This window comes from Actinoallomurus bryophytorum (assembly GCF_006716425.1).
In the GTDB taxonomy this organism is placed as follows: domain Bacteria; phylum Actinomycetota; class Actinomycetes; order Streptosporangiales; family Streptosporangiaceae; genus Actinoallomurus; species Actinoallomurus bryophytorum.
The window spans coordinates 4,854,743-4,876,217 of sequence record NZ_VFOZ01000001.1 but is presented as its reverse complement, the minus strand read 5'-3'; the positions used below and the strand labels follow the sequence as shown (position 1 = coordinate 4,876,217).

Here is a 21,475-nt window from a genome sequence, read left to right as displayed (position 1 = left end):
CGCCCGGCCTCTCGTTCGATGTATCGAACCACCATAACGACCAGAACCGTTGACACCTCCACAAATCCGTACATAGCGTTCGGGTCATCGAACGAGGCGGGTGGGACATGCGGGCCGTCGTCATGGGCGCCGGGATCATCGGCATCGCGTGCGCCCGTGAGCTGGCACTGGCCGGTGCCGACGTGACGATCGTCGACCGGGGCGGTGCCGCGGCGGCGACCACCGCGCACGGTGAGGGCAACATCCTGCTCTCCGACAAGGGTCCCGGACCCGAACTCCGGCTCGCCCAGCTGTCCCGGCGCCTGTGGCCCGCGCTGGCGGACGAGGCCGCCGAATGGGAGCCCAAGGGCGGCATCGTGGTCGCCACCACCGACGCCGGTGCCCGCGGCCTCCTGGCCTTCGCCGCCGCCCAGCGGGACGCCGGCGTACGGGCCGAAGAGCTGGACGCGACCGCGCTCGCCGCCGCCGAACCCCACCTCACCCGCGACGTCACCGCGGCCGTCCACTACCCGGAGGACGCCCAGGTCCAGCCGATCGGCGCGGCGACCGCCCTGCTCACCGCCGCACAGCGGGCCGGGGCCGTCGTCCGTACCGGCTGCGAGGTACGCGGCGCGGTCACCGGCAAGGGACGGATCACCGCGATCCGTACATCCGCCGGGACGCTGGAGGCGGACGTCTTCGTCAACGCCGCCGGCCCCTGGGCGGGCGAGCTGAGCCGCAGGCTCGGCGCCCCGGTCGGCGTACGGCCCCGGCGCGGCGAGATCCTGGTGACCGCGCCCCTGCCGCCGACCGTCTTCCACAAGGTGTACGACGCCGACTACGTGGGGGCGATCGGCAGCGACGCCGAAGAGCTCCAGGCATCCGCCGTGGTGGAGTCCACCCGCGCCGGGACGATCCTGCTCGGCTCCTCGCGCCGCCTCGTCGGGTTCGACGACCGGCTGCGGACCGAGGTGCTCTCGGCCATCGCCGCACGTGCGCTGCGGCTGTTCCCCGGGCTGGCCGGTGTCCCGGTGATGCGGGCGTACGGGGGCTTCCGGCCGTTCGTCGCGGACCATCTTCCGGTCATCGGCGCCGATCACCGCCGGCCCGGTCTGTGGCACGCGACCGGTCACGAAGGGGCCGGGATCGGCCTGTCGACCGGTACGGGACGCCTGCTCGCCGACCTGGTCACGGGACGGACACCGGAGATCGACGCCAGGCCGTTCCGCGTGGACCGGCCCGCCGTCGGAGGGGACCGATGAGGATCACCGTGGACGGAGAGACCCTCGCCGGCGAGGCGGGGCAGACCATCGCGGGCGTACTCCTCGCCGCCGGCCGCCGGTCGTGGCGCCGGGCGCCGTCCGGTGCTCCGCGCGGCGTCTTCTGCGGCATCGGCGTCTGCTTCGACTGCCTCGTCATCGTCAACGGCGTACGCGACGTGCGCGCCTGCCGCCGCCGGGCGCAGGAGGGCGACATCGTGACCACCCAGTCCCGTACGGAGGCGCCGTGACCGGGCGAAGCCAGGGCAGGCACAGTCCCCCGGCGAAGGAGGGCAGGTGAGCCGGCACGTCGTGATCGTCGGTGCCGGGCCGGCCGGGCTCGCCGCCGCGTCCGCGGCCCTGCGCGCCGGTGCCGAGGTGACGCTGATCGACGCGGCCGACCAGGCCGGCGGTCAGTACCACCGGATGCCACCCGACACCTACAGGCCCTTCCGTGTCCTCGACCGCTGCGACTGGTGGCCCGAGAGCAGCGTGTGGTCGCTGGAGCGTCACGACGAGCGCCGTCCGCCTCGCGTCCACGTCCTGACCGGTCCCGCCGACGGCGACGGAAGACGGCGCCGCTTCCTCGATCCCGACGCGCTCGTTCTCGCCCCCGGCGCGCACGACCGTACGCTGCCGTTCCCCGGCTGGGACCTGCCGGGCGTCTTCACCGCGGGAGCCGCGCAGGCGCTGGTCAAGGGCGAACGCGTCGTCGTCGGCGACCAGGTGCTGGTCGCCGGCTCCGGACCGTTCCTGCTGCCCGTCGCCGCCTCTCTGCTGGAGGCGGGCACACGGGTCCGTGAGGTCCTCGAGGCGAACCCGCCCCGTACCGTGCTCCGCGGCTGGGGCCGCCGGCCGTGGGAGCTCGCCGCCCAGCCGGACAAGGCCGCCGAGCTCGCCGCGTACGCCGCCCGGCTCGCCCGCCACCGCGTGCCGTACCGCACGGGACGCGCCGTCATCGAGGCGCGCGGCGACGGGCGCGTGGAGGAGGCGGTGACCGCACGCCTCCGCGCCGACTGGTCGGTGGTTCCCGGCACGGAGCGGACCTTGAGCGTGGACGCGGTGAGCGTCACCCACGGCTTCACCCCGCAGCTCGAACTCCCCGTCGCCGCGGGCTGTGTCCTGCGGGACGGGTTCGTGCTGGTCGACGGCGACCAGGCGACCAGCAGCCCAGGGGTGTACGCGGCGGGTGAGGTCACCGGGATCGCCGGCGCTCCGGCCGCACGCGCCGAGGGGCTGGTGGCCGGGTGGACCGCGGCCGGCGGGCCGCCCTCGGAGCTCCGCCTGACACGCCGCCGCCGGGACCGCGCACGCGCCTTCGGCCTGCGGCTGGCCGCCGCGCATCCCATCGGCCAGGGCTGGCCCGGCTGGCTGCGGCCGGACACCGTCGTGTGCCGCTGCGAGGAGACCAGCTACGAGAGCCTGTGCCGCGCGGCATCCGAGAACCCCGCGGCCCGCGCCGTGAGGCTCGCCTCCCGCGCCGGCCTGGGCCCCTGCCAGGCCCGGATCTGCGGCCCGACCGTGGCCGAGCTCAGCCCAGAGTCCCCGGACCCGCACCACCGTCCGATCGCCCAGCCGATCCGGCTCGGCGAACTCGCGGCCCGAAGCGAAGCCGCAGAAAAGGAGAGCACTCCGTGAACACCCAGCTCGGCGGGGTCATCGTGGCCACCGCGCTCCCGTACCGGCAGGACTCCTCGGCGCCCGCCGGGCTGGCGGTCGACTACGACCGGTACGCCGAGCACTGTCGCTGGCTGGTCGAGAACGGCTGCCGCGGCGTCGGCCCGAACGGCTCACTCGGGGAGTACTCCTCGCTGACGGACGAGGAACGGCGCCGCGTCGCGCGTACCGCGATCGAGGCGGTCGGCGGGTCCGGTGTCGTCGTGGTCGGCGTGCACGGGCCCGGTTCACACCAGGCGCGGCACTGGGCGGAGCTGGCCGCCGAGGACGGGGCGGACGGGGTGCTCTGCCTGCCTCCCACGATGTACCGGGCGAGCCGCGCGGACGTCCTGGCGCACTTCGAGGCGGTCGCCTCGGTCGGCCTGCCGGTCATGGTCTACAACAACCCGATCGACACCAAGGTCGACCTGACACCGGACCTGCTCGGGGAGATCGCGCAGATCGACAACATCGTCGCGGTGAAGGAGTTCTCCGGGGACGTACGCCGGGTCCTGGAGATCCGGGAGAAGGCGCCGAACCTGGCCGTCGTCGCCGGCGCGGACGACGTGACGCTCGAAGCGCTGCTGATGGGGGCGACCGGCTGGTTCGCCGGCTTCCCGAACGTCTTCCCCGCCGAGTCGGCGCTGCTGTACGAGCTGGGCCTCGCGGGGCGGCTGGAGGAGGCGCGTGCGCTGTACGAGCCGCTGGTCGCGGCGTTCCGCTGGGACTCGCGTACGCAGTTCGTGCAGGCCATCAAGCTGGGCATGGACCAGATCGGCCGGTACGGCGGCCCGTGCCGTCCCCCGCGCGGCCCGCTCAGCGACGAACACCGCGCCCAGGTGACCGCCGACATGGCCCGCGCGGTCGCGGCACTGGAGGAAAGGCGGGTGTCCCCGTGAGGTCCGTCCGTACGATCAGTGCCGTCGACTCGCACACCGAGGGCATGCCGACGCGTGTCGTCACCGGCGGCGTCGCGCCGATCCCGGGCGCCACCATGGCCGAACGCCGCCGATACGCCGTGGAGCATCTCGATGACCTGCGGAGGTTCCTGGTCGACGAGCCGCGCGGGCATTCGGCGATGAGCGGGGCTCTGCTCCAGCCGCCGCTCTCCCCCGACGCCGACTGGGGTGTGGTCTACATCGAGGTGAGCGGCTTCCTGCCGATGTGCGGCCACGGCACGATCGGGGTGGCGACGGTCCTGGTGGAGACCGGGATGGTCGAGGTGACCTCGCCGGAGACGGTCGTACGCCTCGACACCCCGGCCGGCGTGGTCGAGGCGCGGGTCGAGGTCCGCGACGGCCACGCCGAGCGGGTCACCCTGCGCAACGTCGCGTCGTTCGCGCTGGGCCACGACCTGACCGTGAAGGTGCCCGGCCTCGGCGAGGTCGGCTACGACATGGCGTACGGCGGGAACTTCTACGCCATCGTGGCGCTGGACTCGATCGGCCTGCCCTTCGACCGCGCCCACAAGGACGACATCCTGAAGGCGGGCCTGGCCATCATGGCGGCGATCAACGAGCAGGACCCGCCGCGCCATCCGGCCGACCCCCTGATCGGCGGCTGCAAGCACGTGCAGTTCCTGGCCCCGGGCTCGGACGCACGACACTCCCGCAACGCGATGGCCATCCATCCGGGCTGGTTCGACCGCTCCCCGTGCGGCACCGGGACGTCGGCCCGGATGGCGCAGCTGCACTCGCGCGGTGAGCTGCCGCTGAACACCGAGTTCGTGAACGAGTCCTTCATCGGCACCCGCTTCACCGGACGCCTCCTCGAGACGACCACGACCGGCGGCGTGCCGGCCGTGGTCCCGGAGTTCTCCGGCCGCGCCTGGATCACCGGCACGGCGAACTACCTGCTCGACCCGGCCGACCCGCTCCCGAACGGTTTCGTGCTGTGAGCCGTGCGGGTCACGCGGTGGCCTCGGCGGCCTCGACCTCGCGGTTCCACTCGGCCTTGCTTGCGCGCCAGCCCTCGTCGTCGGCGCCGAGGCGCCAGTAGCCGGAGATGGACAGCTGCTCCAGCGGGATGCCGCGCTCAACCCGCAGGTGGCGGCGCAGGCGCTTGACGAAGCCCGCCTCGCCGTGGACGAAGGCGTGCACGGTCCCGGACGGGAACTCCAGCTCCTGTACGGCCTCGACCAGCGCCTCGCCGGCCGGGGCCTCTCCGCGGTGCAGCCAGACGAGCTTCGCGTCGCCGGCGGTGATGAGCTCCTGCTCCTCGCCCGGTCCCGATACCTCGACGAAGACGCGGGCCGGGGCACCCTCCGGGAGGGCCTCCAGCGATGCCGCGATGGCCGGCAGCGCGCTCTCGTCCCCGACGAACAGGTGCCAGTCCGCGTTCTCACTGGGTGCGTACGCACCGCCGGGGCCCATGAACAGCACCTCGTCGCCCGGCTGGGAGCCCGCGGCCCACGGTCCGGCCAGCCCCTCGTCGCCGTGGTAGACGAAGTCGATGCTCATCTCGAGCGCGTGCGGGTCCCAGGTGCGCACGGTGTAGGAGCGCTGTCGCGGCCAGTGCTCGCGTGGCAGGTCACGGTGGACGACGTCCATGTCGAACGGGTCCGGATAAGTGACACCCGGTACCCGGAACAGCAGCTTGACGTAGTGGTCGGTGAAGTCACCGGCGCCGAAGCCGGCCAGACCCTCACCGCCGATCACCACGCGGATCATGTGCGGGGTGATCCACTGAACTCGCAGAACCTGCGCCCGGGTCACTTTCCTCTTCTTGCGAGGCTTTTCGTTCGCCATTGATCACTCCTCAGGGGTACTTAGGTAAACCTAACCCTTACCGGTGAGTGATTGTCGTCCAGCGTCCGGCTGAACGGCCGCGCCGAGACCCGCGCCGAGGAGGTCGGCGATCTCGGGGAGCTCGAACGTGGGCAGTCCGACGTCGCGCCAGTACGCGTGGTTGAGCAGGGCCGCCGCGAACGTCGTCGCGGCGGCCGTACGGCGCCGCTCGGGTACGGCGGGGTCGTCGAGGGCGCCGTCGACGGCCTGGCGGATCAGGCCGATGAGCCGGGAGTTCATCTCGGCCAGGGCGCCGCTGACCTCCGGATGCGTGGCCGCCTCGCGGAACAGGATGAGGCGGGAACCGGAGGACCGGGAGTACCAGACGTCGAAGTCCGCGGCGACGTTCATGAGGGTCGCGGCGACGTCGCCGGGGACGACCTCGGCCTCCAGGGACGCGATCTCATCGACGGGGACGCGTTCGACCAGGGCCAGCAGGATGTCGATCTTCCGGGAGAAGTAGTGGAAGACGAGGCCCTTGTAGACGCCGGCGCGCTCGGCGATCCGCGACGTGGGGGTGGCGTCGTACCCCTCCTCGGCGAAGAGGGCCTGCGCGGCGTCGAGGATGCGGGCCCGGCTGTCCTCCGCCGACCGAACACGTGAGGTGCCAGGCATGGATCCCTCTTTCGCGACGCGCCGAGGGGCCGGGCTGCCTGCCCGGCCCCTCGTCAGCCTACGGTTCGTCAGTGCGGGATGGCCCGGCGATGCACCAGGTCGCCGGTGAGGCTGACACTGAGGCCCGCCAGCACGGCGACGACGCCGACGATCCAGGAGGTCCACGCCGCGCCGCTGAGGCCGGTGTAGGAGATCACCCAGGGGGCGACGAAGAGGAGCACGCCCCAGAGAGCGGCCAGGTAGGGAGCCGCGCTGAGGGCCGGCCGGGCGAGGGAGGCGAGGCTCATGACCACGAGGAGCACGCCGAGAATGATCAGCGAGGCGACGGCGCCGCCTTCGTGCGTGGTGCTGACCCAGATCGGGGATAGGGCCGCGTACAGCCCAGCGACCAACGCCACCCAGTCCTGCCATCGAGTCCAGGCTTTCATGAATGCCCACCTCCATCTCACTTGACTGGCCGGACGGTCAATCATTTGGTTGTAACTGGTCGCCCGGTCAATCAATTCCGCAAAGGAGTGGGTGACGTGTGTCACAGGGGAAGAGGATCGACTCACGTGCCGGTGCACGCTAGGCCAGCCAGGTTTTCCACAGCCTCAGCGCCCTCTTGCCACGGAAATACGCAGGCCAGAAGGATAGGAGTGGGCTGGCGCCCCCAGGGCGGGCGGGGACCACCACGGGCGGGGACCACCACGGGCGGGGACCACCACGGGGGCGGCTTGGTTCAGAGGAGGCTCCCGTACAGGTCGCGGGTGCGGGCGGCGATTCGTGGCCAGGAGAAGTGGTCGACCGTACGCTGCCGCCCGGCTAGGCCCATCGTGGTCGCTCGGGACGGGTCGGCGATCAGGGCGGTGATCCGTTCGGCCAGGTCGGCGACGAAACGGCCAGGATCGACCGGGGTGCCGTCGGCGAGCTGCTCCACCGGCACCAGCAGGCCCGTCTCGCCGTCCGCGACCACCTCGGGGATGCCTCCGGTGGCCGTCGCCACGACCGGGGCCTCGCAGGCCATCGCCTCCAGGTTGACGATTCCCATCGGCTCGTAGATCGACGGGCACACGAAGACGGCCGCATGGCTCAGCAGCTGGACGACCTCGGGGCGCGGCAGCATCTGCGCGATCCAGATGACGCCGTCGCGTTCGCGCCGCAGCCCGTCGACCAGTTCCTTGACCTCGGCGGCGATCTCCGGCGTGTCCGGCGCCCCGGCGCACAGCACGAGCTGCACCGCGGGGTCGAACGACCGAGCCGCCCGCAGGAGATAGGGCAGCCCCTTCTGACGCGTGATCCGCCCCACGAACACCACGGACGGGCGGTCCGGGTCGACGCCGAAGCGGGTGAGCACGTCGGTGCCGTGGTCGGGCGCGTACTCCACCGTGTCGATCCCGTTGTGCAGGACCGTCACGCGTGACGGGTCGACCTCGGGATAGCAGGCGAGCACGTCGCGGCGCATGCCCTCGGACACGGAGACGACGGCGTCGGCCGCCAGGATCGCGGTGCGCTCGGCCCAGGAGGAGATGGCGTAGCCGCCGCCCAGCTGTTCGGCCTTCCACGGCCGCAGCGGCTCGAGACTGTGCGTCGTGACCACGTGCGGGATGCCGTGCAGCAGTTTGGCGACGTGCCCGGCCAGGTTGGCGTACCAGGTGTGGCTGTGCACGAGGTCCGCCCCCGCGCACGCGGCGGCCATCTCCAGGTCGACGCCCAGCACCTGCAGCGCGGCGTTCGCCGTCTCCAGGCCGCCGGGTACGCGGTAGCCGGCCACGCCCGGCTCGCCCCGCTCGGCGCCGAAGGCGTGTACGCGGACGTCGCAGATCGCGCGCAGCTCGCGGGCGAGGTACTCCACGTGGACCCCCGCCCCGCCGTAGACCTCGGGTGGGTACTCACGGCTGAGCAGATCAACGCGCATGTTCGTAGCGTAGAGCGAAACATCCCGTTTCGTCTGTTCCTGGGGTCACTCTAGCGGCTATCGTCACGTCATGGCGACGCCTCAGGTCCTGTCGATGGTGCTGGCCGGTGGCGAGGGCAAGCGACTCCTGCCGCTCACGGCCGACCGCGCCAAACCGGCCGTGCCCTTCGGTGGCATGTACCGGCTCATCGACTTCGTGCTCTCCAATCTCGCCAACGCCGGCTACCTCAAGATCGTGGTGCTGACGCAGTACAAGAGCCACAGCCTCGACCGCCACGTCTCCCGTACGTGGCGCATGTCGACGCTGCTCGGCAACTACGTCACGCCCGTTCCGGCCCAGCAGCGCCTGGGCCCGCACTGGTTCGCCGGCTCGGCCGACGCCATCCTGCAGAACCTCAATCTGATCGAGGACGAGGGCCCCGACCACGTCGTGGTCTTCGGCGCGGACCACATCTACCGCATGGACCCGCGGCAGATGGTCGACCAGCACGTGCAGTCCGGCGCCGGCGTCACCATCGCGGCGATCCGCCAGCCCCTGGCCCTCGCCGACCAGTTCGGTGTCATCGAGACAGGCCCGGACGGCATCAGCGTCTCGGCGTTCCGCGAGAAGCCGAAAGACGCGGCGGGGCTGCCGGACGCGCCCGACCAGATCTACGCGTCGATGGGCAACTACGTCTTCGACCGCCGCGTGCTCGTCGACATCGTGAGACAGGACGCGGCCGACACGTCGAGCCGGCACGACGTCGGCGGGGACATCATCCCCAAGCTGGTCAGCGCCGGAAAGGCGAACGTCTACGACTTCGCCGACAACCTGGTGCCCGGCTCCACCGACCGCGACCGCGGCTACTGGCGCGACGTCGGCACGCTGGACGCCTTCTACGAGGCGCACATGGACCTCATCTCCGTGCACCCGATCTTCAACCTCTACAACCGGCAGTGGCCGATCTACACGGGGCACGACCCGCTGCCGCCGGCCAAGTTCGTCTTCAACGAGGAAGGGCGGCGCGGGTACGCGACCGACTCGATGGTCTCCCCCGGCGCGATCCTGTCCGGGGGCACCGCCGAGCGCTCCATCCTGTCCCCCGGCGTCCACCTGGACTCCGGCGCCGCGGTCTGCGACTCGGTCCTCATGGACGGCGTACGCATCGGGCACGGCGCCGTCGTCCGACACGCGATCATCGACAAGAACGTCGTGGTCCCCGACGGCGCCCGGATCGGCGTCGACCTCGAGCAGGACCGGGAACGCTTCACGATCACCCCGACCGGCGTCCGGGTGATCGAGAAGAACCAGATCATCGAGGGCTGATCGGAAGGCCCGGACGCGGGACGCGGCCAGGCCTTCCGGGCACCGGCGGCGGCAGCCGGTACGGGGGACGGCCTCAGGCCTTGTGGACCGTGTACGCCAGGTGGGTCACCCCGTTGCCCTCGACGACGGCCGGGCCCTCCAGCCGGACCGGCGCCTTCGCGAGGTTCTCGAACCAGCGGATCCCGGTGCCGAGCAGGACCGGTACGAGGTCGACGTTGATGGCGTCGAGCAGACCGGCGTCCAGGCACTGCTGGGCGATCTTCGAGCTGGCGACCACGACGTTCTTGTCACCGGCGGCCTTCCTGGCGAGTTCCACCGCGGTCTCCACCGAGTCGGCGAAGGTGAAGGTCTCGGTGTGCGGCCAGTCGGCGGGCGGCTCGTGGGTGACCACGATGATCGGGACGCCCAGCGGGTGCGTGCCGCCCCAGCCCTGCGTGATGTCGAACAGGTGACGGCCGGCGATCAGCGCGCCCACTCCGGCCATGGCCTCACTCATGTAGTCCGCGCTGGCCGGCGACACCCGGAACGTCGCCCAGTCCACCGCGGTGGGGACCTCGACGTCCCCGCTGCCCATCCAGCCGAACAGCTGGTCGATCCCGTCGGCGGTGTCGGCGATGAATCCGTCCAGCGACATCGACATGTTGGCGATGACCTTGTTCATTTCGATCTCCTTTTTCGTCGTTGCCCCCAGACTCGGGCCTGCGGCGCCGCGGAACATCGGCCAGCCGGCCGATGTCGGCTTCGCCCCTGGCCGACCCCTTGCTGGCAGACTGAGCCGCGATGTCCTCCGATCAGGCTCACCACAATCTCCCGGCGCCGCTGACCAGCTTCATCGGCCGCGAGGCGGAGCTCGACGCGATCGCCGGCGCGCTGCGCGACGCGCGGCTGGTCACCGTCGTCGGCCCGGGTGGCTGCGGCAAGACCCGGCTGGCGGCCGAGGCCGCCAGGCGGGCGGCCGCGCACCGGCCCGACGGGGTCTGGTGGGCCGACCTGACCGGCACCGCCGACCCGCTGGTCGTACCCGAGCTGCTGGCGAGCGCGGCCGGCGTCCTCCTGGCCACGGACCAGGGCGCGGCCTCCTCGCTCGCACGCCAGCTCGGGGACCGCCGGATGCTCCTGTGCCTGGACAACTGCGAGCATGTCGTCGCCGCGGCGGCGGAGCTGGTGGTCGAGCTCGTACGCACCTGTCCGGGAGTGACGGTGCTGGCGACGAGCCGTGAACCTCTGGGTGTCGCGGGCGAGGTCGTGTGGCGCGTGCCGCCGCTCAGCGGCCAGGACGCGATCGCCCTCTTCCACGAACGGGCGGAGCACTCCCCCGCGTCCGACCAGGCACGCGCCGCCGTCCGTACGGCATGCGCCCGGCTGGACGGCATCCCGCTGGCGATCGAGCTCGCCGCCGCGTGGTCCGGCACGCTGTCCGCCCAGGAGATCCTGCAGGGACTGGACGACCGGTTCTCGCTGCTCGTCCAGGGCCCGCGCGGGGTGGCGGCGCGCCACCAGACCCTCGCCGCGTCGATGGCCTGGAGCCATGACCTGCTGGAGGAGGCCGACCGCGTCCTGTTCCGCCGGCTGGGGGTCTTCCATGACGGAGCGACCCTGGAGGCGGTACGCGGCGTGTGCGCGTTCGGCGGCCTCGACCGGGCCGCGGTACCGGCCGGGCTGCGCCGTCTGGTCGACAAGTCACTCGTCGTCGCGGACACCCAGGGCAGCACGGCGCGTTACCGGATGCTGGAGACGATCCGGGCGTACGCCGTGGCCCGGCTCGACGCCTCCGGCGAGCCGGACCAGGTCCGCGACCGGCACCTCGCGACGTACCTCGCCCTCACCGAGGAGGCCGCGCCGCTGCTGACGCGGGACAAGGACGCCTGGCGCGCCGGGATCGGCGCCGAGCGCGAGAACCTCCGTGCCGCCGTCGAGTGGGGCCTGGCGGCCGAGGACCCCGAGTACGGCCGCCGGCTCGCGGCGGGCCTGCCCTGGCTGTGGCACCTGAACGGGCGCGGCCACGAGGGGCTCGCCCTGTTCCACCGTGCCATCGCCCGTGGGGCGGACGACCGTACGGAGCTGCAGGCCCGGTTGCTGACCGGGCTGGCGCTCATCGCCGACACCACCCATCCCGTCGGGCTGGAGTACGACGCGTCGCAGGCCGCGCTCGAGATCGCCACCGAGGTCGGCGACGTGTCCAGCGCGTGCCTCGCCCGTCTCCTCAGCGCGGTCGGGGTGTTCTACCTGGACTTCGAGACCGCCTGGTCGCTGGCCGAGGCGGCGCGCGAGCAGGCGCGGGAGATCGGCGACGGCTTCGTGGCCGACGGTGCCACCGCGCTGATGGGGATCATCCTGCACATGCGCGACGAGCACGGGGACGCCGCCGCCCTCCTGGGGGCCGCCGTCGAGGGGCTCGTGCGGCGGGCCGACCGCGGTGTCGCCTCGACGGCGATCGGGTTCATGGCGTGCAGCGCGCTGTACACCGGCGACGTCGCCGGCGCCCGCGAACTCGCCCTCGACGCCGTGCGTACGGCCAGGCCGCTCGCCGACCACCACCGCGTCGGGTCGGCCGGAAGCGTGCTGGCCACCGTGGAGCTGGCCGCGGGCCGGCTCGATGACGCGCGTGCGGCCCTGGGCCCGATGATCCGGCTGGTGGAGGGCGCCGAATCGCCGCCGTTCGTCCCCGGGCTGGGGCGTGCCATGGGCGAGCTGCTCGTACGGTCGGGCCGGCCCGGCGAGGCGGTCACCTGGTTCGAACGCGAGACGAACTGGCTCGACGGTGACGTCATGACGTACCTGGCGCCCCAGACGCTGACCGGGCTCGCCGCGGCGCTGCGGGCCACCGGCGAGCCGGAGCGGGCGACCGCCGCGTGCGAGCGGGCGCTGGCCGCGGCCCGGAGGATCGGGATGCCACGGGTGGTGGCGGACGCGCTCGAGCAGAGTGCCCTCCTCGTGGCATCGGCGGATCCCGTACGCGCCGAGGGCCTGCACCATGAGGCACTGGCCCTGCGTGCCGGCCACGGCCTGTGGTTCTCCTGCGTCGACGGGCTGGAGGCCCTGGCGGCACTCGCCGCACGGTCCGATGCGTACACCGAGGCGGCACGGCTGCTCGGCGCCTGCGACCGGGCCCGCGAGGAGATGGGCCGTCCGCGGGCCGGCGCGGACGCCTCATCGCGCGAGAGGGCGGGAACCACGGCGTACGACGACGCGTGGGCAGAGGGCCGTACGCTCGGCCTGCGCGAGGCGGTCGACTACGCGCGCCGTGCCCGTGGCAGGCGGGCCCGGCCGTCGAGCGGGTGGGCGAGCCTCACCCCGACCGAGCAGAATGTCGTGCGCCTGGCCGCCGAAGGACTCAGCAATCCGGACATCGGGGCGCGGCTGTTCATGAGCCGCAGCACGGTCAAGACGCATCTCTCCCACGTCTACGCCAAGCTCGGCGTCACCAACCGGACCGAGCTGGCCTCCATGGCCGGTCCGCACCTCGCGGACCGCTGACCGTACCGGCTCAGGCGCCGGTGACGCGCCGCTCGACGCGCAGCAGGTACTCCTTGCGATCGAGCGGATTGTGGTCGGTGCGCGGCCGGCACGGAACCACGCCGCGCACCGGCTCGTACCGGTCGAAATCGCACTCCAGCAGGCCCTCGCCGCGGGTCAGTGCCGGCAGCCTCCGCTCCAGGTCGTGGACGCGCGCGGCCGGGATCTCCCCCTCCACCACGCACACCGACCCGCCGACCTCCGTGGTGCGCGGCACGGCGCGCAGCCCGAGCAGCACCGGCACCAACGCGCCGTACGTGTCGCCGGGGATCTCCAGACGGAACCGCTGCAGCGGCTCGTACACCGTGGTGCCCGCCCGCCGCAGCGCGTCCATCAGGACCAGGGGCGTCAGGTTGCGGAAGTCACCGGCGGTGCTCGACATGCTGCCGTCGAAGGTGCCATGGGAGTGGCTCTGCCGCGGCCAGTATCCCGAGTGCGTCATGGTGACGGTGCAGTCGGTGACCTGCCAGCCGTGGACTCCCTGCCGGAGCGTCTCGTGGACGGTCTCCTCGACCGCCTTGACGAAGGAGTACGGCAGCGACCCGAGCTCCGCTTCCAGCCGGAACCGCACACCGGATCCGATGGCGGCCCGGTCGACGCGCAGCCCGACCGTGGCGAGAAACGGGTTGGGATCCTTGTCGATCACCTCGAAGGCCGCACCGGAGCCGTTCGGCCGTTCGACGCAGATGGTCGTCGTCTCGCGGAATCCGGCATCGACGCCGAAATCGTTCGCCAGCGTCGCCTGGATGACCTCCTTCTGCACCTCACCGTAGAGCGAGACGGAGATCTCCTGGCGGATGTCGTCCTGCCGCAGGTCGATCAGCGGATCCTGCTCGGCGAGCCGGGCCAGTGCGGCGTGCAGCCTGCCCTTGTCGGCCATGTCGCGGGGGACGACGACCGTCTCCAGAGTGGGCGGCGCGAAATGGTGGTCCGCCTCGGCGGCGGGCGACGCCCCGATCGTGTCGCCGATCCGTACGTCGGCGAGTCCCCAGAGCATCCCGATCCGTCCCGCCTCGACGGACGGGCGCCGGACGACCGAGCCGCGGTCGAAGACGTCGATCGCGGTGACCTTGGCCTCGTCGTCCGTGCCGAAGCACAATCGCTCCCGTACGCGTACGGTCCCGGTGACCATGCGGACATAAGCCACCTTCTCCCCGGCCGGCCCGCGATCGACCTTGAAGACGGTGCCCGAGACGGGAGCGCACGCGTCGCCCTCGGCGGCGGGCAGCAGCTCCGCGATGCCGGCGGTCAGCGCGTCCACGCCCGCGCCCGTGATCGCCGATCCGAAATACACCGGATGCACCAGACCCCGCCCGACCTGCGCCGCGAGCGCTCGTCTCAGGCGTGAGGAGGAGACCGTCCCGTCGTCCACATAGGCGGCCAGGAGATCGTCGTCGTGGTCGGCGAGCAGGTCGGCGAGCCCGGTCGTGAACGCCGCGTCGGCCGGGCCGTACGGCGTGGACGCCGCGCCGTGGGTGCCGAGGCCGCGCACCGAACCCATCGCGATGATCGCGGGCGTCAGCCTCCCGGCGATGCCGCGGAGTACAGCGTCACAGCGGGCGCCACCGCGGTCGATCTTGTTCACGAAGATCAGCGTGGGGATGCGCAGCCGCCGCAGCGTACGCATCAGGACACGGGTCTGCGCCTGCACGCCCTCGACCGCGGAGATCACCAGCACGGCACCGTCGAGCACGCCGAGCGCGCGTTCGACCTCGGCGATGAAGTCCGGGTGACCGGGCGTGTCGATGAGGTTGACCGTGACGTCGCCGACCACGAACGACACGACGGCGGACTTGATCGTGATGCCGCGTTGCCGTTCGAGCGCCAGAGAATCGGTCTGGGTACTCCCGTCATCGACGCTGCCGATCTCGTCGATGACACCGGCGGCGAACAGCAGCCGCTCGGTCAGGCTGGTCTTACCGGCGTCTACATGCGCCAAAATCCCCAGGTTCAACGTGCGCACTGCGTGTCATGTCCTCCGCGTAGGCGAATATCCCTTTCTGTGTGGACATGAACGTTCCGCGCATTTGCTTCTCCCTGGTTCGACGCTCGTCGCCGGAATTACAACAGGCACCCCACCTGCGAGGCAACCGAATTAGCTCCCGCCACGCGTCCGTGCCCGGCGCCGGCGAGCGGCGCCGGGGAAACGGCTATACGCGTTCGAGCACGACGACCGGAATCTCGCGGTCGGTCTTCTTCTGGTACTCGTCGTACTGAGGCCAGGTCTTCGTCATGGTCTTCCACATCTCCGGCTTCTCCTCCGGCGAGGCCTTGCGAGCGTGGGCCTTGAACCGGTCACCCAGCACCTGGACCTCGACGTTGGGGTCGGCCTCGATGTTGTGGAACCACTGGGGCGGCTCGTCGGCTCCGCCCTTGGAGGCGACGATCAGGTAGTCGTCACCGTGCTGCTGGTAGATCAGCGGGGTCGTGTGCTGCTGACCGCTCTTCCTGCCGGTCGTCGTGAGAAGCAGCGTCACCGTGCCCTGCCACTCGTGCCCCTCAGCACCATCGGTCTCCCGATAGCGCTCGACGTGCTCGCGACCGTACAACATGTCATCACCTCTACTGGTCTGGGATCTTCTCGTTACAACCGTTCAGCGGTGAAGATCCTTCCCTTGCGTTCCCCGCGCGGCAGGTGATCGCCGATACTGGCCTCGTGAGCGCCGACGAGACCGGTTCGTTCCAGTTGGTCGAGGAGTACGGTCCAGCGTGGTCACCGGGTGTCTTCGAACGGGGCACCGACGGTCCGCTGGTGATCCTTGCCGGGGTGGACGGCTCTCCGACGGCCATGCGAGCCGGTGCGTACGCCGCGGGGCTCGCCCGCCGCCAGCACTCCCGGCTCGTGCTCGTCTACGTGGCCGCGCCGTCGCTGTGGGCGGGGATGTCGCCCGGTCCCGCCGCGGCCGCGCAGGAGCAGCTGTTCGACGAGCTGATCACCGACCTGCGCACCCAGATCCAGGAACGCGCCGCGGAGATCCAGGTACCCGTCACCTTCGCGGTCCGCCGGGGTGACGCGTTCGTGGAGCTGCGCGACGCGGCGACCGAGATCCACGCGGACATGGTCGTGGTGGGCGCCTCCGAGCAGGCCGGGCACCGGCTCATCGGCTCGGTCGCCTCCCGCCTCGTCCGCTCCGGCCGATGGCCGGTGACCGTGGTGCCGTGAGGGAGGCCGGCGGCGCCGTCACATCGGCCGTCTCGCATCGGTCATCACTGTGACGGACGACGACGGAGGAATGTGATGGACGAGGACCTGCTGCTGGCCGAGCGGTTCGAGGAGAACAGAACACATCTGCGGGCCGTGGCGTACCGCATGCTGGGCTCCCTGAGCGAGGCCGACGACGCCGTACAGGAGGCGTGGCTGCGGCTCAGCCGCTCGGGCACCGACGGCGTGGAGAACCTCGGCGGATGGCTCACGACCATCGTCGCCCGGGTGTGCCTGAACATGCTGCGCTCACGCGGCTCGCGGCGTGAGGACTCTCTTGACGTGCACGTACCGGACCCCGTCGTGAGCGTCGGCGAGCCCGATCCCGAGCACGAGGCACTGCTGGCCGACTCCGTCGGCCTCGCACTGCTGGTGGTGTTGCAGACGCTGACGCCGGCCGAGCGGCTGGCGTTCGTGCTGCACGACATGTTCGCCGTGCCGTTCGAGGACATCGCTCCCATCGTCGAGCGTTCTCCGGCCGCGGCGCGGCAGCTCGCCAGCCGCGCACGCCGCCGGGTCAAGGGTACGGCGCCCGCCCCCGAGACCGACCTGGTCCGCCAGCGCGAGGTGGTCGAGGCGTTCCTCGCCGCCTCGCGCGGCGGAGACTTCGAGGCACTGGTCGCGCTGCTCGACCCCGAGATCATGCTGCGCTCCGACGCCGGTGCCTCGCCGGTCACGACGATCATCCGCGGCGCCCGCAACGTGGCCCGGCAGGCACTTTCCTTCGAGCGCCTCGCGCGCTTCGCCCGGCTCGCGATGGTCAACGGGGAGTTCGGTCTCGTCACGGCCCCTCGTGGCCGGCCGGCCGCGGTCATGGGCTTCACGATCATCGACGGCAGGATCACCGAGCTCAACATCCTCGCCGACCCCGAACGCCTCGACCGGCTCGACCTGGTCTTCGCGCACGACTGACCGGCCGCAGGACGCGAAGCAGCGGTGCTAGAACCCCGGCAGCGGGGGTAGTAGGGCGCCATGTGTTCATGGCGACAGCAGGTTGAGCGTCGATTCGCCGAGGTCAGCGGGCTGAGCGTGCCGCTGCCGGGCGGCGGTTCGACGCGTGAGAGATGGTCGGTGTTCGCCCGGCTGGCCGGGGAGGATCTGTCCCTGGCGCGGCTGAGCGAGGGTCACTTCGACGCGCTCGCGATCCTCGACGAGCTGCACGGTCCCGAGCCCGCCGCCGGTGAGCTCTGGGCCGTGTGGGCCGCCAAGCCGGCCGGCCTGGAGGTCGCGGGCGACCGGATCCGCGGAGTGAAGCCGTACTGCTCGGGAGCTCGTGTCTGCACGCGCGCACTCGTCACGGCGGGCGACCGGTTGTTCGCCGTCGATCCCGGCGAGCCCGTCGAGGGGACGTGGCCGGCGACGGGGATGGCCGCCAGCGACAGCCTCGACGTCCGCTTCGACGACGCGAACGCCCAGGAGGTCGGGCCGCCGGGGGGATACACGGGCCGCCCCGGCTTCCACCACGGCGGGATCGGTGTCGCGGCGGTCTGGTACGGCGGCGCGCGTGCGGTCGCCCAGGCCCTGCTCGGCACCGGCGAACCCCACGCGCTCGCACACCTGGGGGCGGTGGAGATCGCGCTGACGTCCGCGCGCGAGGCGCTGGAGCGCGCGGCCGCCGAGATCGACGAGGACCCGCTCGACCGCAAGCAGCGGGCGGCCGCGCGGGCGCTGCGGGTACGATCCCTGGTCGCCGAGGTCGCGGCCGAGGTGCTGGACCGTACGGGCCGTGCGCTGGGCGCGGGGCCGCTCTCCCGTGACGAGGCGCACTCCCGCAGGGTCGCGGACCTGACGGTCTACATCCGCCAGCACCACGCCGAACGCGATCTGGCGGCCCTGGGCGGACTGGTCACCGGGGAGACGTGGTGAACCCGATCGACGCGCCCGGCACCGCCGAGGACGAGTGGCGGGCCTGGGACGGGTTGCGCGAGCTGCCGGTGCTCGATCCGTCGGGATGGCGCAGCGTGGTGGTGCTCGCCGCCCACCCCGACGACGAGGTGCTCGGCGTCGGCGGTCTGATGGCCCTGCTCGCCGACCGCGGCGTACGGCTGCGGCTGGTCGCCGTCACCGACGGCGAGGCGTCCCATCCGGGACAGGAGATCGCGGCGCGGCGGATCGCCGAGTCGGCCGCCGCGCTGGCGCACGTCGGTGCCTGCGAGACCGTACGGCTCGGACTGCCCGACAGCGGCGTACGTGACGACGAGCTCATGCGACGGCTGCCCGGACTCGTCGAGGGCTTCGACGCGTGCCTGGCGCCGTGGGAGAAGGACGTGCACCCCGACCACGAGGCCGTCGGGCGTGCCGCCTCGGCATGCGGTGTCCCGGTGTGGCAGTTCCCCATCTGGACCTGGCACTGGGCATGGCCCGGCGATCCGCGGCTGCCGTGGGACCGGGCCGTACGCGTGCCGCTGCCGCCGGCCGTCGCCGAACGCAAGCAGGCGGCGATCGGCTGTTTCACCAGCCAGTTCGAGGAACCGGAACCGATTCTGCCGCCCGGGGTCCTCGCACACTTCGCACGCGATCAGGAGGTGCTCTTCCGTTGACGCTCGGCCCTGAGTACTTCGAGAAGGTCTACGCCTCGTCCGAGGACCCGTGGGGCTTCACGAGCCGCTGGTACGAGGAACGCAAGTACGCGCTGAGCCTGGCGATGCTGCCACGGCGCCGCTATACGGAGGCGTTCGAGCCGGGCTGCTCGATCGGTGTCCTGACCGCGCTGCTGGCCCCCCGCTGTGACCGGCTGCTGTCCTGGGACGTCTCTCCCGAGGCCGTACGGCAGGCGCGGGAACGTGTCCCCGGCGCCCGGGTGGAGCGGGCGGCGATCCCGGGCGACTGGCCGCCGGGTTCCTTCGACCTGATCGTCTTCTCCGAGGTGCTGTACTACCTGGGCCCAGAAGACCTCAGCCGTGTGCTCCGGCTGGCCGCCGGGTCGCTGGCGCCGGACGGCACCCTGCTTGCGGTGCACTGGCGGCATCCCGTCGCGGACTACCCGCTGACCGGTGACGAGGTGCACGCCGCCCTCGCGGGCACCGGCCTGTCCCGGCTCGCCGAACACCGGGAGGCCGACTTCATCGCCGAGGTCTACGTGAACGGTGCCCCGGTCTCGGTGGCCACCGCCGAGGGCCTCACGTGATCGCAGGCGTGGTCGTGCCCGCGCACAACGAACAGGAACTGCTGCCCGCCTGCCTGGCCACCCTCGGCGGAGCCGTGGTCGTCGTCGTCGCCGACGCCTGCACCGACCGTACGGCCGAGGTCGCCCGGCGCCACGGCGCCACCGTCCTCGAGATCTCCGCCCGCAGTGTCGGGGCGGCGCGTGCGGCGGGGGTGCGCGAGCTGCTGCGGCGCGGAGCGTCGTGGGTGGCCACCACCGACGCCGACACGTTGGTCCCGCCCGGCTGGCTGGACTCCCACCTGCGGTACGCGGCGCGGGGATGGGACGCCGTGGCGGGCACGGTCACGGTCACCGACTGGAAGGGGCATCCGCCCCGGCGGCCCGCCGCGTACACCCACCACTACGCGAACGACCGCTCCCCCGTGCACGGCGCCAACCTCGGCTTCACCGCGCGCGCGTACGTGGCGGCCGGCGGCTTCCCGTCGGTCTCCACCGGAGAGGACCGCGCGCTCGTCACCGCGATGGAGCGCACCGGGCATCGCGTGCTGCGCACCCCGCGCGTCAGCGTGATCACCTCGGCGCGCACCCACTACCGGGCGCCGTACGGCTTCGGCCACCTGCTCACCACGCTCGGGAACTGAGCATGGGCCCGCCCCTTACGGGACGGGCCCACGTTGGGCGGGGACAAAGGTGTTTCAGCTCACCAGCGATACCAGCGGCCACGGCTCCCGGACGCGCCGGCGCCGCGGAACACGAAGCCGAGCAGCCAGAGCACGAGCAGGATGATGGCGATCCACCACAGAGCCTTCAGGGCGAACCCCGCACCGAACAGGATGAGCACGAGTAGCAGAACGAGTACCAAAGGAATCATTTTTCAACCTCCCGGCCCGCGTGTACCCCCGGTAAAGCCTTGTATGCACATTTGTCGATCACTGATTTTCCGACCCGGGACGGACGGTACGAGAGGGTCGGCGGGGCGGCCGGATCGTGGGGCGCCTCCAGCAGCCAGGTGCGATACCCAAGCGCGGCCAACCGGACGAATGGGACGCGCTGCGGCCGTGACCGGCCGCGTGTGACCGGGTGACCTGCGCGTCAAAGCCTCACCCGGGGGGTACGGCCTCCCCATGCGAATCGGTGTACTCGACGTCGGCTCGAACTCCGCCCATCTGGAGATCGTGGACCTGCGACCCGGCGAGCCTCCGCGTCCCGTCGCATCGGTGAAGCACCCGACGCTGCTGGCCGAGGCCATCAATCCCGACGGACGGATCCGTCCGCCGGCGGTCGACCGGCTGGTCTCGGCCGTCGCCGCGGCCGCCGGGTCGGCCGACGGCGAGCAGGTCGACGAGCTGATCGCGTTCGCCACCTCGACGGTCCGCGACGCCGCGAACCGCGAGCCGATCCTCGCTCGCGTGGCGGTCGAGACGGGCGTACGGCTTGGATACCTGTCGGGACGTGACGAGGCGCGGCTGACGTTCCTGGCCGCGCGCGACTGGTACGGCTGGTCCGCGGGGCCGATGCTGCTGCTGGACATCGGCGGCGGCTCGATGGAGATCGCCTACGGCGACGGCGAAGAACCCGCGCTGGCCCTTTCGCTGCCGCTGGGCGCCGGGCGGCTGACCCGCGACCACCTTCCCGGGGACCCTCCGCGCGGCAAGGACGTGCGCCGGTTACGCCGTCACGTCTACGAACGCCTGGCCACCGTCTGCGGCGAGGTCCGCGCCCTGCCGGCCCCGCGCCGGGTGGCCGCCACCTCGAAGACCTTCAAGCAGCTCGCCCGGCTGACCGGCGCACCGCGGACCAATGCCGGTCCATACGTGGCCCGCACACTGCGCCGCGACCTGCTGCGCGCCCAGATCCCGGTGCTCGCCAAGGCCGACGACCGGCACCGGGCGAGGCTGAAGGGCGTCTCGAGGTCACGTGCCCACCAGATCCTGGCCGGCGCGATCGTCGCCGAGGCCCTCATGACGACCCTTCGCCTCGAGACCGTGGAGGTGTGCCCCTGGGCGCTGCGCGAGGGCATCGCGGCCCGCCGGATGCGCGCGATGCCGGCTCCGGTGGCCGACGACCTCAGCGGACTCGTCCAGAGGTCGTTCGGCGCGCACCGCCACGGCGACCTGCTGACCGCGATGTTCCCCGGTTCTTCCCGGTAGCGT

At 72.0% G+C, this 21,475-nt stretch carries 22 protein-coding genes; 14 read left to right on the top strand and 8 right to left on the bottom strand.

All coding sequences use genetic code 11. The features are described 5' to 3' along the window. The first annotated feature begins 107 nt into the window (after positions 1-107). Genes FB559_RS23165 through FB559_RS23145 form a run of 5 tightly spaced genes read left to right on the top strand, consistent with a single transcriptional unit; the run spans position 108 to position 4,791 of the window. On the top strand, positions 108-1,241 hold the full coding sequence (locus FB559_RS23165; RefSeq protein WP_141957584.1) for an NAD(P)/FAD-dependent oxidoreductase: 1,134 nt from the start codon (positions 108-110) through the stop codon (positions 1,239-1,241). Beyond that, a complete protein-coding gene (locus FB559_RS23160) occupies positions 1,238-1,489 on the top strand; it encodes a (2Fe-2S)-binding protein (protein ID WP_141957583.1) in 252 nt (83 codons plus the stop codon). Before FB559_RS23165 ends, FB559_RS23160 begins: the two co-directional genes overlap by 4 nt. Before the next feature lie 46 nt (positions 1,490-1,535). After that, positions 1,536-2,876, top strand: coding sequence for an FAD-dependent oxidoreductase (locus FB559_RS23155; RefSeq protein ID WP_141957582.1), 1,341 nt, complete (start codon positions 1,536-1,538; stop codon positions 2,874-2,876). Next, a complete protein-coding gene (locus FB559_RS23150; protein ID WP_141957581.1) occupies positions 2,873-3,793 on the top strand; it encodes a dihydrodipicolinate synthase family protein in 921 nt (306 codons plus the stop codon). The genes FB559_RS23155 and FB559_RS23150 overlap by 4 nt, the downstream gene beginning before the upstream one ends. Further along, complete coding sequence (locus tag FB559_RS23145; RefSeq protein ID WP_141957580.1) at positions 3,790-4,791, top strand: proline racemase family protein; 1,002 nt, start codon at positions 3,790-3,792, stop codon at positions 4,789-4,791. The genes FB559_RS23150 and FB559_RS23145 overlap by 4 nt, the downstream gene beginning before the upstream one ends. Before the next feature lie 10 nt (positions 4,792-4,801). On the opposite strand, the gene FB559_RS23140 is transcribed toward FB559_RS23145, so the two are convergent. From FB559_RS23140 to glgA, 4 genes are all read right to left on the bottom strand, one after another. Next, positions 4,802-5,641: a siderophore-interacting protein gene (locus FB559_RS23140; RefSeq protein ID WP_141957579.1), complete on the bottom strand. Its 840-nt coding sequence runs from the start codon at positions 5,639-5,641 to the stop codon at positions 4,802-4,804. 30 nt (positions 5,642-5,671) lie between these two features. Further along, positions 5,672-6,295: a TetR/AcrR family transcriptional regulator gene (locus FB559_RS44790; RefSeq protein ID WP_221640142.1), complete on the bottom strand. Its 624-nt coding sequence runs from the start codon at positions 6,293-6,295 to the stop codon at positions 5,672-5,674. Positions 6,296-6,363: 68 nt separating this feature from the next. Continuing rightward, positions 6,364-6,723: an SPW repeat domain-containing protein gene (locus FB559_RS23130; protein ID WP_141957578.1), complete on the bottom strand. Its 360-nt coding sequence runs from the start codon at positions 6,721-6,723 to the stop codon at positions 6,364-6,366. Positions 6,724-7,016: 293 nt separating this feature from the next. Then, complete coding sequence (glgA, locus tag FB559_RS23125) at positions 7,017-8,192, bottom strand: glycogen synthase (RefSeq protein WP_141957577.1); 1,176 nt, start codon at positions 8,190-8,192, stop codon at positions 7,017-7,019. 70 nt (positions 8,193-8,262) lie between these two features. Here glgA and glgC point away from each other — a divergent pair, with 70 nt between their 5' ends. Further along, the gene (gene glgC, locus FB559_RS23120) at positions 8,263-9,498 is read left to right on the top strand and encodes a glucose-1-phosphate adenylyltransferase (protein ID WP_141957576.1); all 1,236 of its coding nucleotides are present in this window, start codon (positions 8,263-8,265) and stop codon (positions 9,496-9,498) included. A 73-nt stretch (positions 9,499-9,571) separates the two neighbouring features. On the opposite strand, the gene FB559_RS23115 is transcribed toward glgC, so the two are convergent. Next, positions 9,572-10,159 (bottom strand): dihydrofolate reductase family protein, encoded by a 588-nt coding sequence (locus FB559_RS23115; protein WP_141957575.1) that lies wholly within the window; start codon positions 10,157-10,159, stop codon positions 9,572-9,574. A 119-nt stretch (positions 10,160-10,278) separates the two neighbouring features. On the opposite strand from FB559_RS23115, the gene FB559_RS23110 reads away from it, so the two are divergent. Next, entirely contained in the window at positions 10,279-12,975 is a 2,697-nt protein-coding gene (locus tag FB559_RS23110) for a helix-turn-helix transcriptional regulator (protein WP_141957574.1), read from the top strand. A gap of 10 nt (positions 12,976-12,985) precedes the next feature. Here FB559_RS23110 and FB559_RS23105 read toward each other — a convergent pair whose 3' ends face one another. Beyond that, the gene (locus tag FB559_RS23105) at positions 12,986-14,977 is read right to left on the bottom strand and encodes an elongation factor G (protein WP_141957573.1); all 1,992 of its coding nucleotides are present in this window, start codon (positions 14,975-14,977) and stop codon (positions 12,986-12,988) included. A gap of 187 nt (positions 14,978-15,164) precedes the next feature. After that, complete coding sequence (locus FB559_RS23100) at positions 15,165-15,566, bottom strand: nitroreductase family deazaflavin-dependent oxidoreductase (protein ID WP_141957572.1); 402 nt, start codon at positions 15,564-15,566, stop codon at positions 15,165-15,167. Positions 15,567-15,670: 104 nt separating this feature from the next. On the opposite strand from FB559_RS23100, the gene FB559_RS23095 reads away from it, so the two are divergent. The 6 genes from FB559_RS23095 (at position 15,671) to FB559_RS23070 (ending at position 19,963) form a co-directional block, all read left to right on the top strand. Beyond that, positions 15,671-16,177, top strand: coding sequence for a universal stress protein (locus FB559_RS23095; protein WP_246121933.1), 507 nt, complete (start codon positions 15,671-15,673; stop codon positions 16,175-16,177). A 75-nt stretch (positions 16,178-16,252) separates the two neighbouring features. Then, a complete protein-coding gene (locus FB559_RS23090; protein ID WP_141957571.1) occupies positions 16,253-17,128 on the top strand; it encodes a sigma-70 family RNA polymerase sigma factor in 876 nt (291 codons plus the stop codon). 60 nt (positions 17,129-17,188) lie between these two features. After that, the gene (locus tag FB559_RS23085) at positions 17,189-18,082 is read left to right on the top strand and encodes an acyl-CoA dehydrogenase (RefSeq protein ID WP_141957570.1); all 894 of its coding nucleotides are present in this window, start codon (positions 17,189-17,191) and stop codon (positions 18,080-18,082) included. Beyond that, positions 18,079-18,756, top strand: a complete 678-nt coding sequence (locus tag FB559_RS44785) for a PIG-L deacetylase family protein (RefSeq protein ID WP_246121931.1) — start codon at positions 18,079-18,081, stop codon at positions 18,754-18,756. Before FB559_RS23085 ends, FB559_RS44785 begins: the two co-directional genes overlap by 4 nt. Continuing rightward, positions 18,753-19,343 carry a class I SAM-dependent DNA methyltransferase gene (locus tag FB559_RS23075; protein WP_221640141.1) on the top strand — a complete coding sequence of 197 codons (591 nt, stop codon included), beginning with the start codon at positions 18,753-18,755 and terminating at the stop codon, positions 19,341-19,343. The genes FB559_RS44785 and FB559_RS23075 overlap by 4 nt, the downstream gene beginning before the upstream one ends. Beyond that, positions 19,340-19,963 carry a glycosyltransferase family 2 protein gene (locus FB559_RS23070; protein WP_141957567.1) on the top strand — a complete coding sequence of 208 codons (624 nt, stop codon included), beginning with the start codon at positions 19,340-19,342 and terminating at the stop codon, positions 19,961-19,963. The genes FB559_RS23075 and FB559_RS23070 overlap by 4 nt, the downstream gene beginning before the upstream one ends. Positions 19,964-20,022: 59 nt before the next feature. On the opposite strand, the gene FB559_RS23065 is transcribed toward FB559_RS23070, so the two are convergent. Continuing rightward, the gene (locus FB559_RS23065; protein ID WP_141957566.1) at positions 20,023-20,193 is read right to left on the bottom strand and encodes a DUF5670 family protein; all 171 of its coding nucleotides are present in this window, start codon (positions 20,191-20,193) and stop codon (positions 20,023-20,025) included. Positions 20,194-20,446: 253 nt separating this feature from the next. Between FB559_RS23065 and FB559_RS23060 the strand changes: the two genes are divergently transcribed. Further along, a complete protein-coding gene (locus FB559_RS23060; RefSeq protein ID WP_141957565.1) occupies positions 20,447-21,472 on the top strand; it encodes a Ppx/GppA phosphatase family protein in 1,026 nt (341 codons plus the stop codon). Positions 21,473-21,475 lie beyond the last annotated feature (3 nt).

What these genes read in the sequence shown, in the direction of transcription:
- FB559_RS23165 (WP_141957584.1), top strand. Translation starts at nt 108, where the DNA reads ATGCGGGCCGTCGTCATGGGCGCCGGGATCATCGGCATCGCGTGCGCC.
- FB559_RS23160 (WP_141957583.1), top strand. Translation starts at nt 1,238, where the DNA reads ATGAGGATCACCGTGGACGGAGAGACCCTCGCCGGCGAGGCGGGGCAG.
- FB559_RS23140 (WP_141957579.1), bottom strand. Translation starts at nt 5,641, where the DNA reads ATGGCGAACGAAAAGCCTCGCAAGAAGAGGAAAGTGACCCGGGCGCAG.
- FB559_RS44790 (WP_221640142.1), bottom strand. Translation starts at nt 6,295, where the DNA reads ATGCCTGGCACCTCACGTGTTCGGTCGGCGGAGGACAGCCGGGCCCGC.
- FB559_RS23130 (WP_141957578.1), bottom strand. Translation starts at nt 6,723, where the DNA reads ATGAAAGCCTGGACTCGATGGCAGGACTGGGTGGCGTTGGTCGCTGGG.
- glgA (WP_141957577.1), bottom strand. Translation starts at nt 8,192, where the DNA reads ATGCGCGTTGATCTGCTCAGCCGTGAGTACCCACCCGAGGTCTACGGC.
- glgC (WP_141957576.1), top strand. Translation starts at nt 8,263, where the DNA reads ATGGCGACGCCTCAGGTCCTGTCGATGGTGCTGGCCGGTGGCGAGGGC.
- FB559_RS23115 (WP_141957575.1), bottom strand. Translation starts at nt 10,159, where the DNA reads ATGAACAAGGTCATCGCCAACATGTCGATGTCGCTGGACGGATTCATC.
- FB559_RS23110 (WP_141957574.1), top strand. Translation starts at nt 10,279, where the DNA reads ATGTCCTCCGATCAGGCTCACCACAATCTCCCGGCGCCGCTGACCAGC.
- FB559_RS23100 (WP_141957572.1), bottom strand. Translation starts at nt 15,566, where the DNA reads ATGTTGTACGGTCGCGAGCACGTCGAGCGCTATCGGGAGACCGATGGT.
- FB559_RS23090 (WP_141957571.1), top strand. Translation starts at nt 16,253, where the DNA reads ATGGACGAGGACCTGCTGCTGGCCGAGCGGTTCGAGGAGAACAGAACA.
- FB559_RS23085 (WP_141957570.1), top strand. Translation starts at nt 17,189, where the DNA reads ATGTGTTCATGGCGACAGCAGGTTGAGCGTCGATTCGCCGAGGTCAGC.
- FB559_RS23065 (WP_141957566.1), bottom strand. Translation starts at nt 20,193, where the DNA reads ATGATTCCTTTGGTACTCGTTCTGCTACTCGTGCTCATCCTGTTCGGT.
- FB559_RS23060 (WP_141957565.1), top strand. Translation starts at nt 20,447, where the DNA reads ATGCGAATCGGTGTACTCGACGTCGGCTCGAACTCCGCCCATCTGGAG.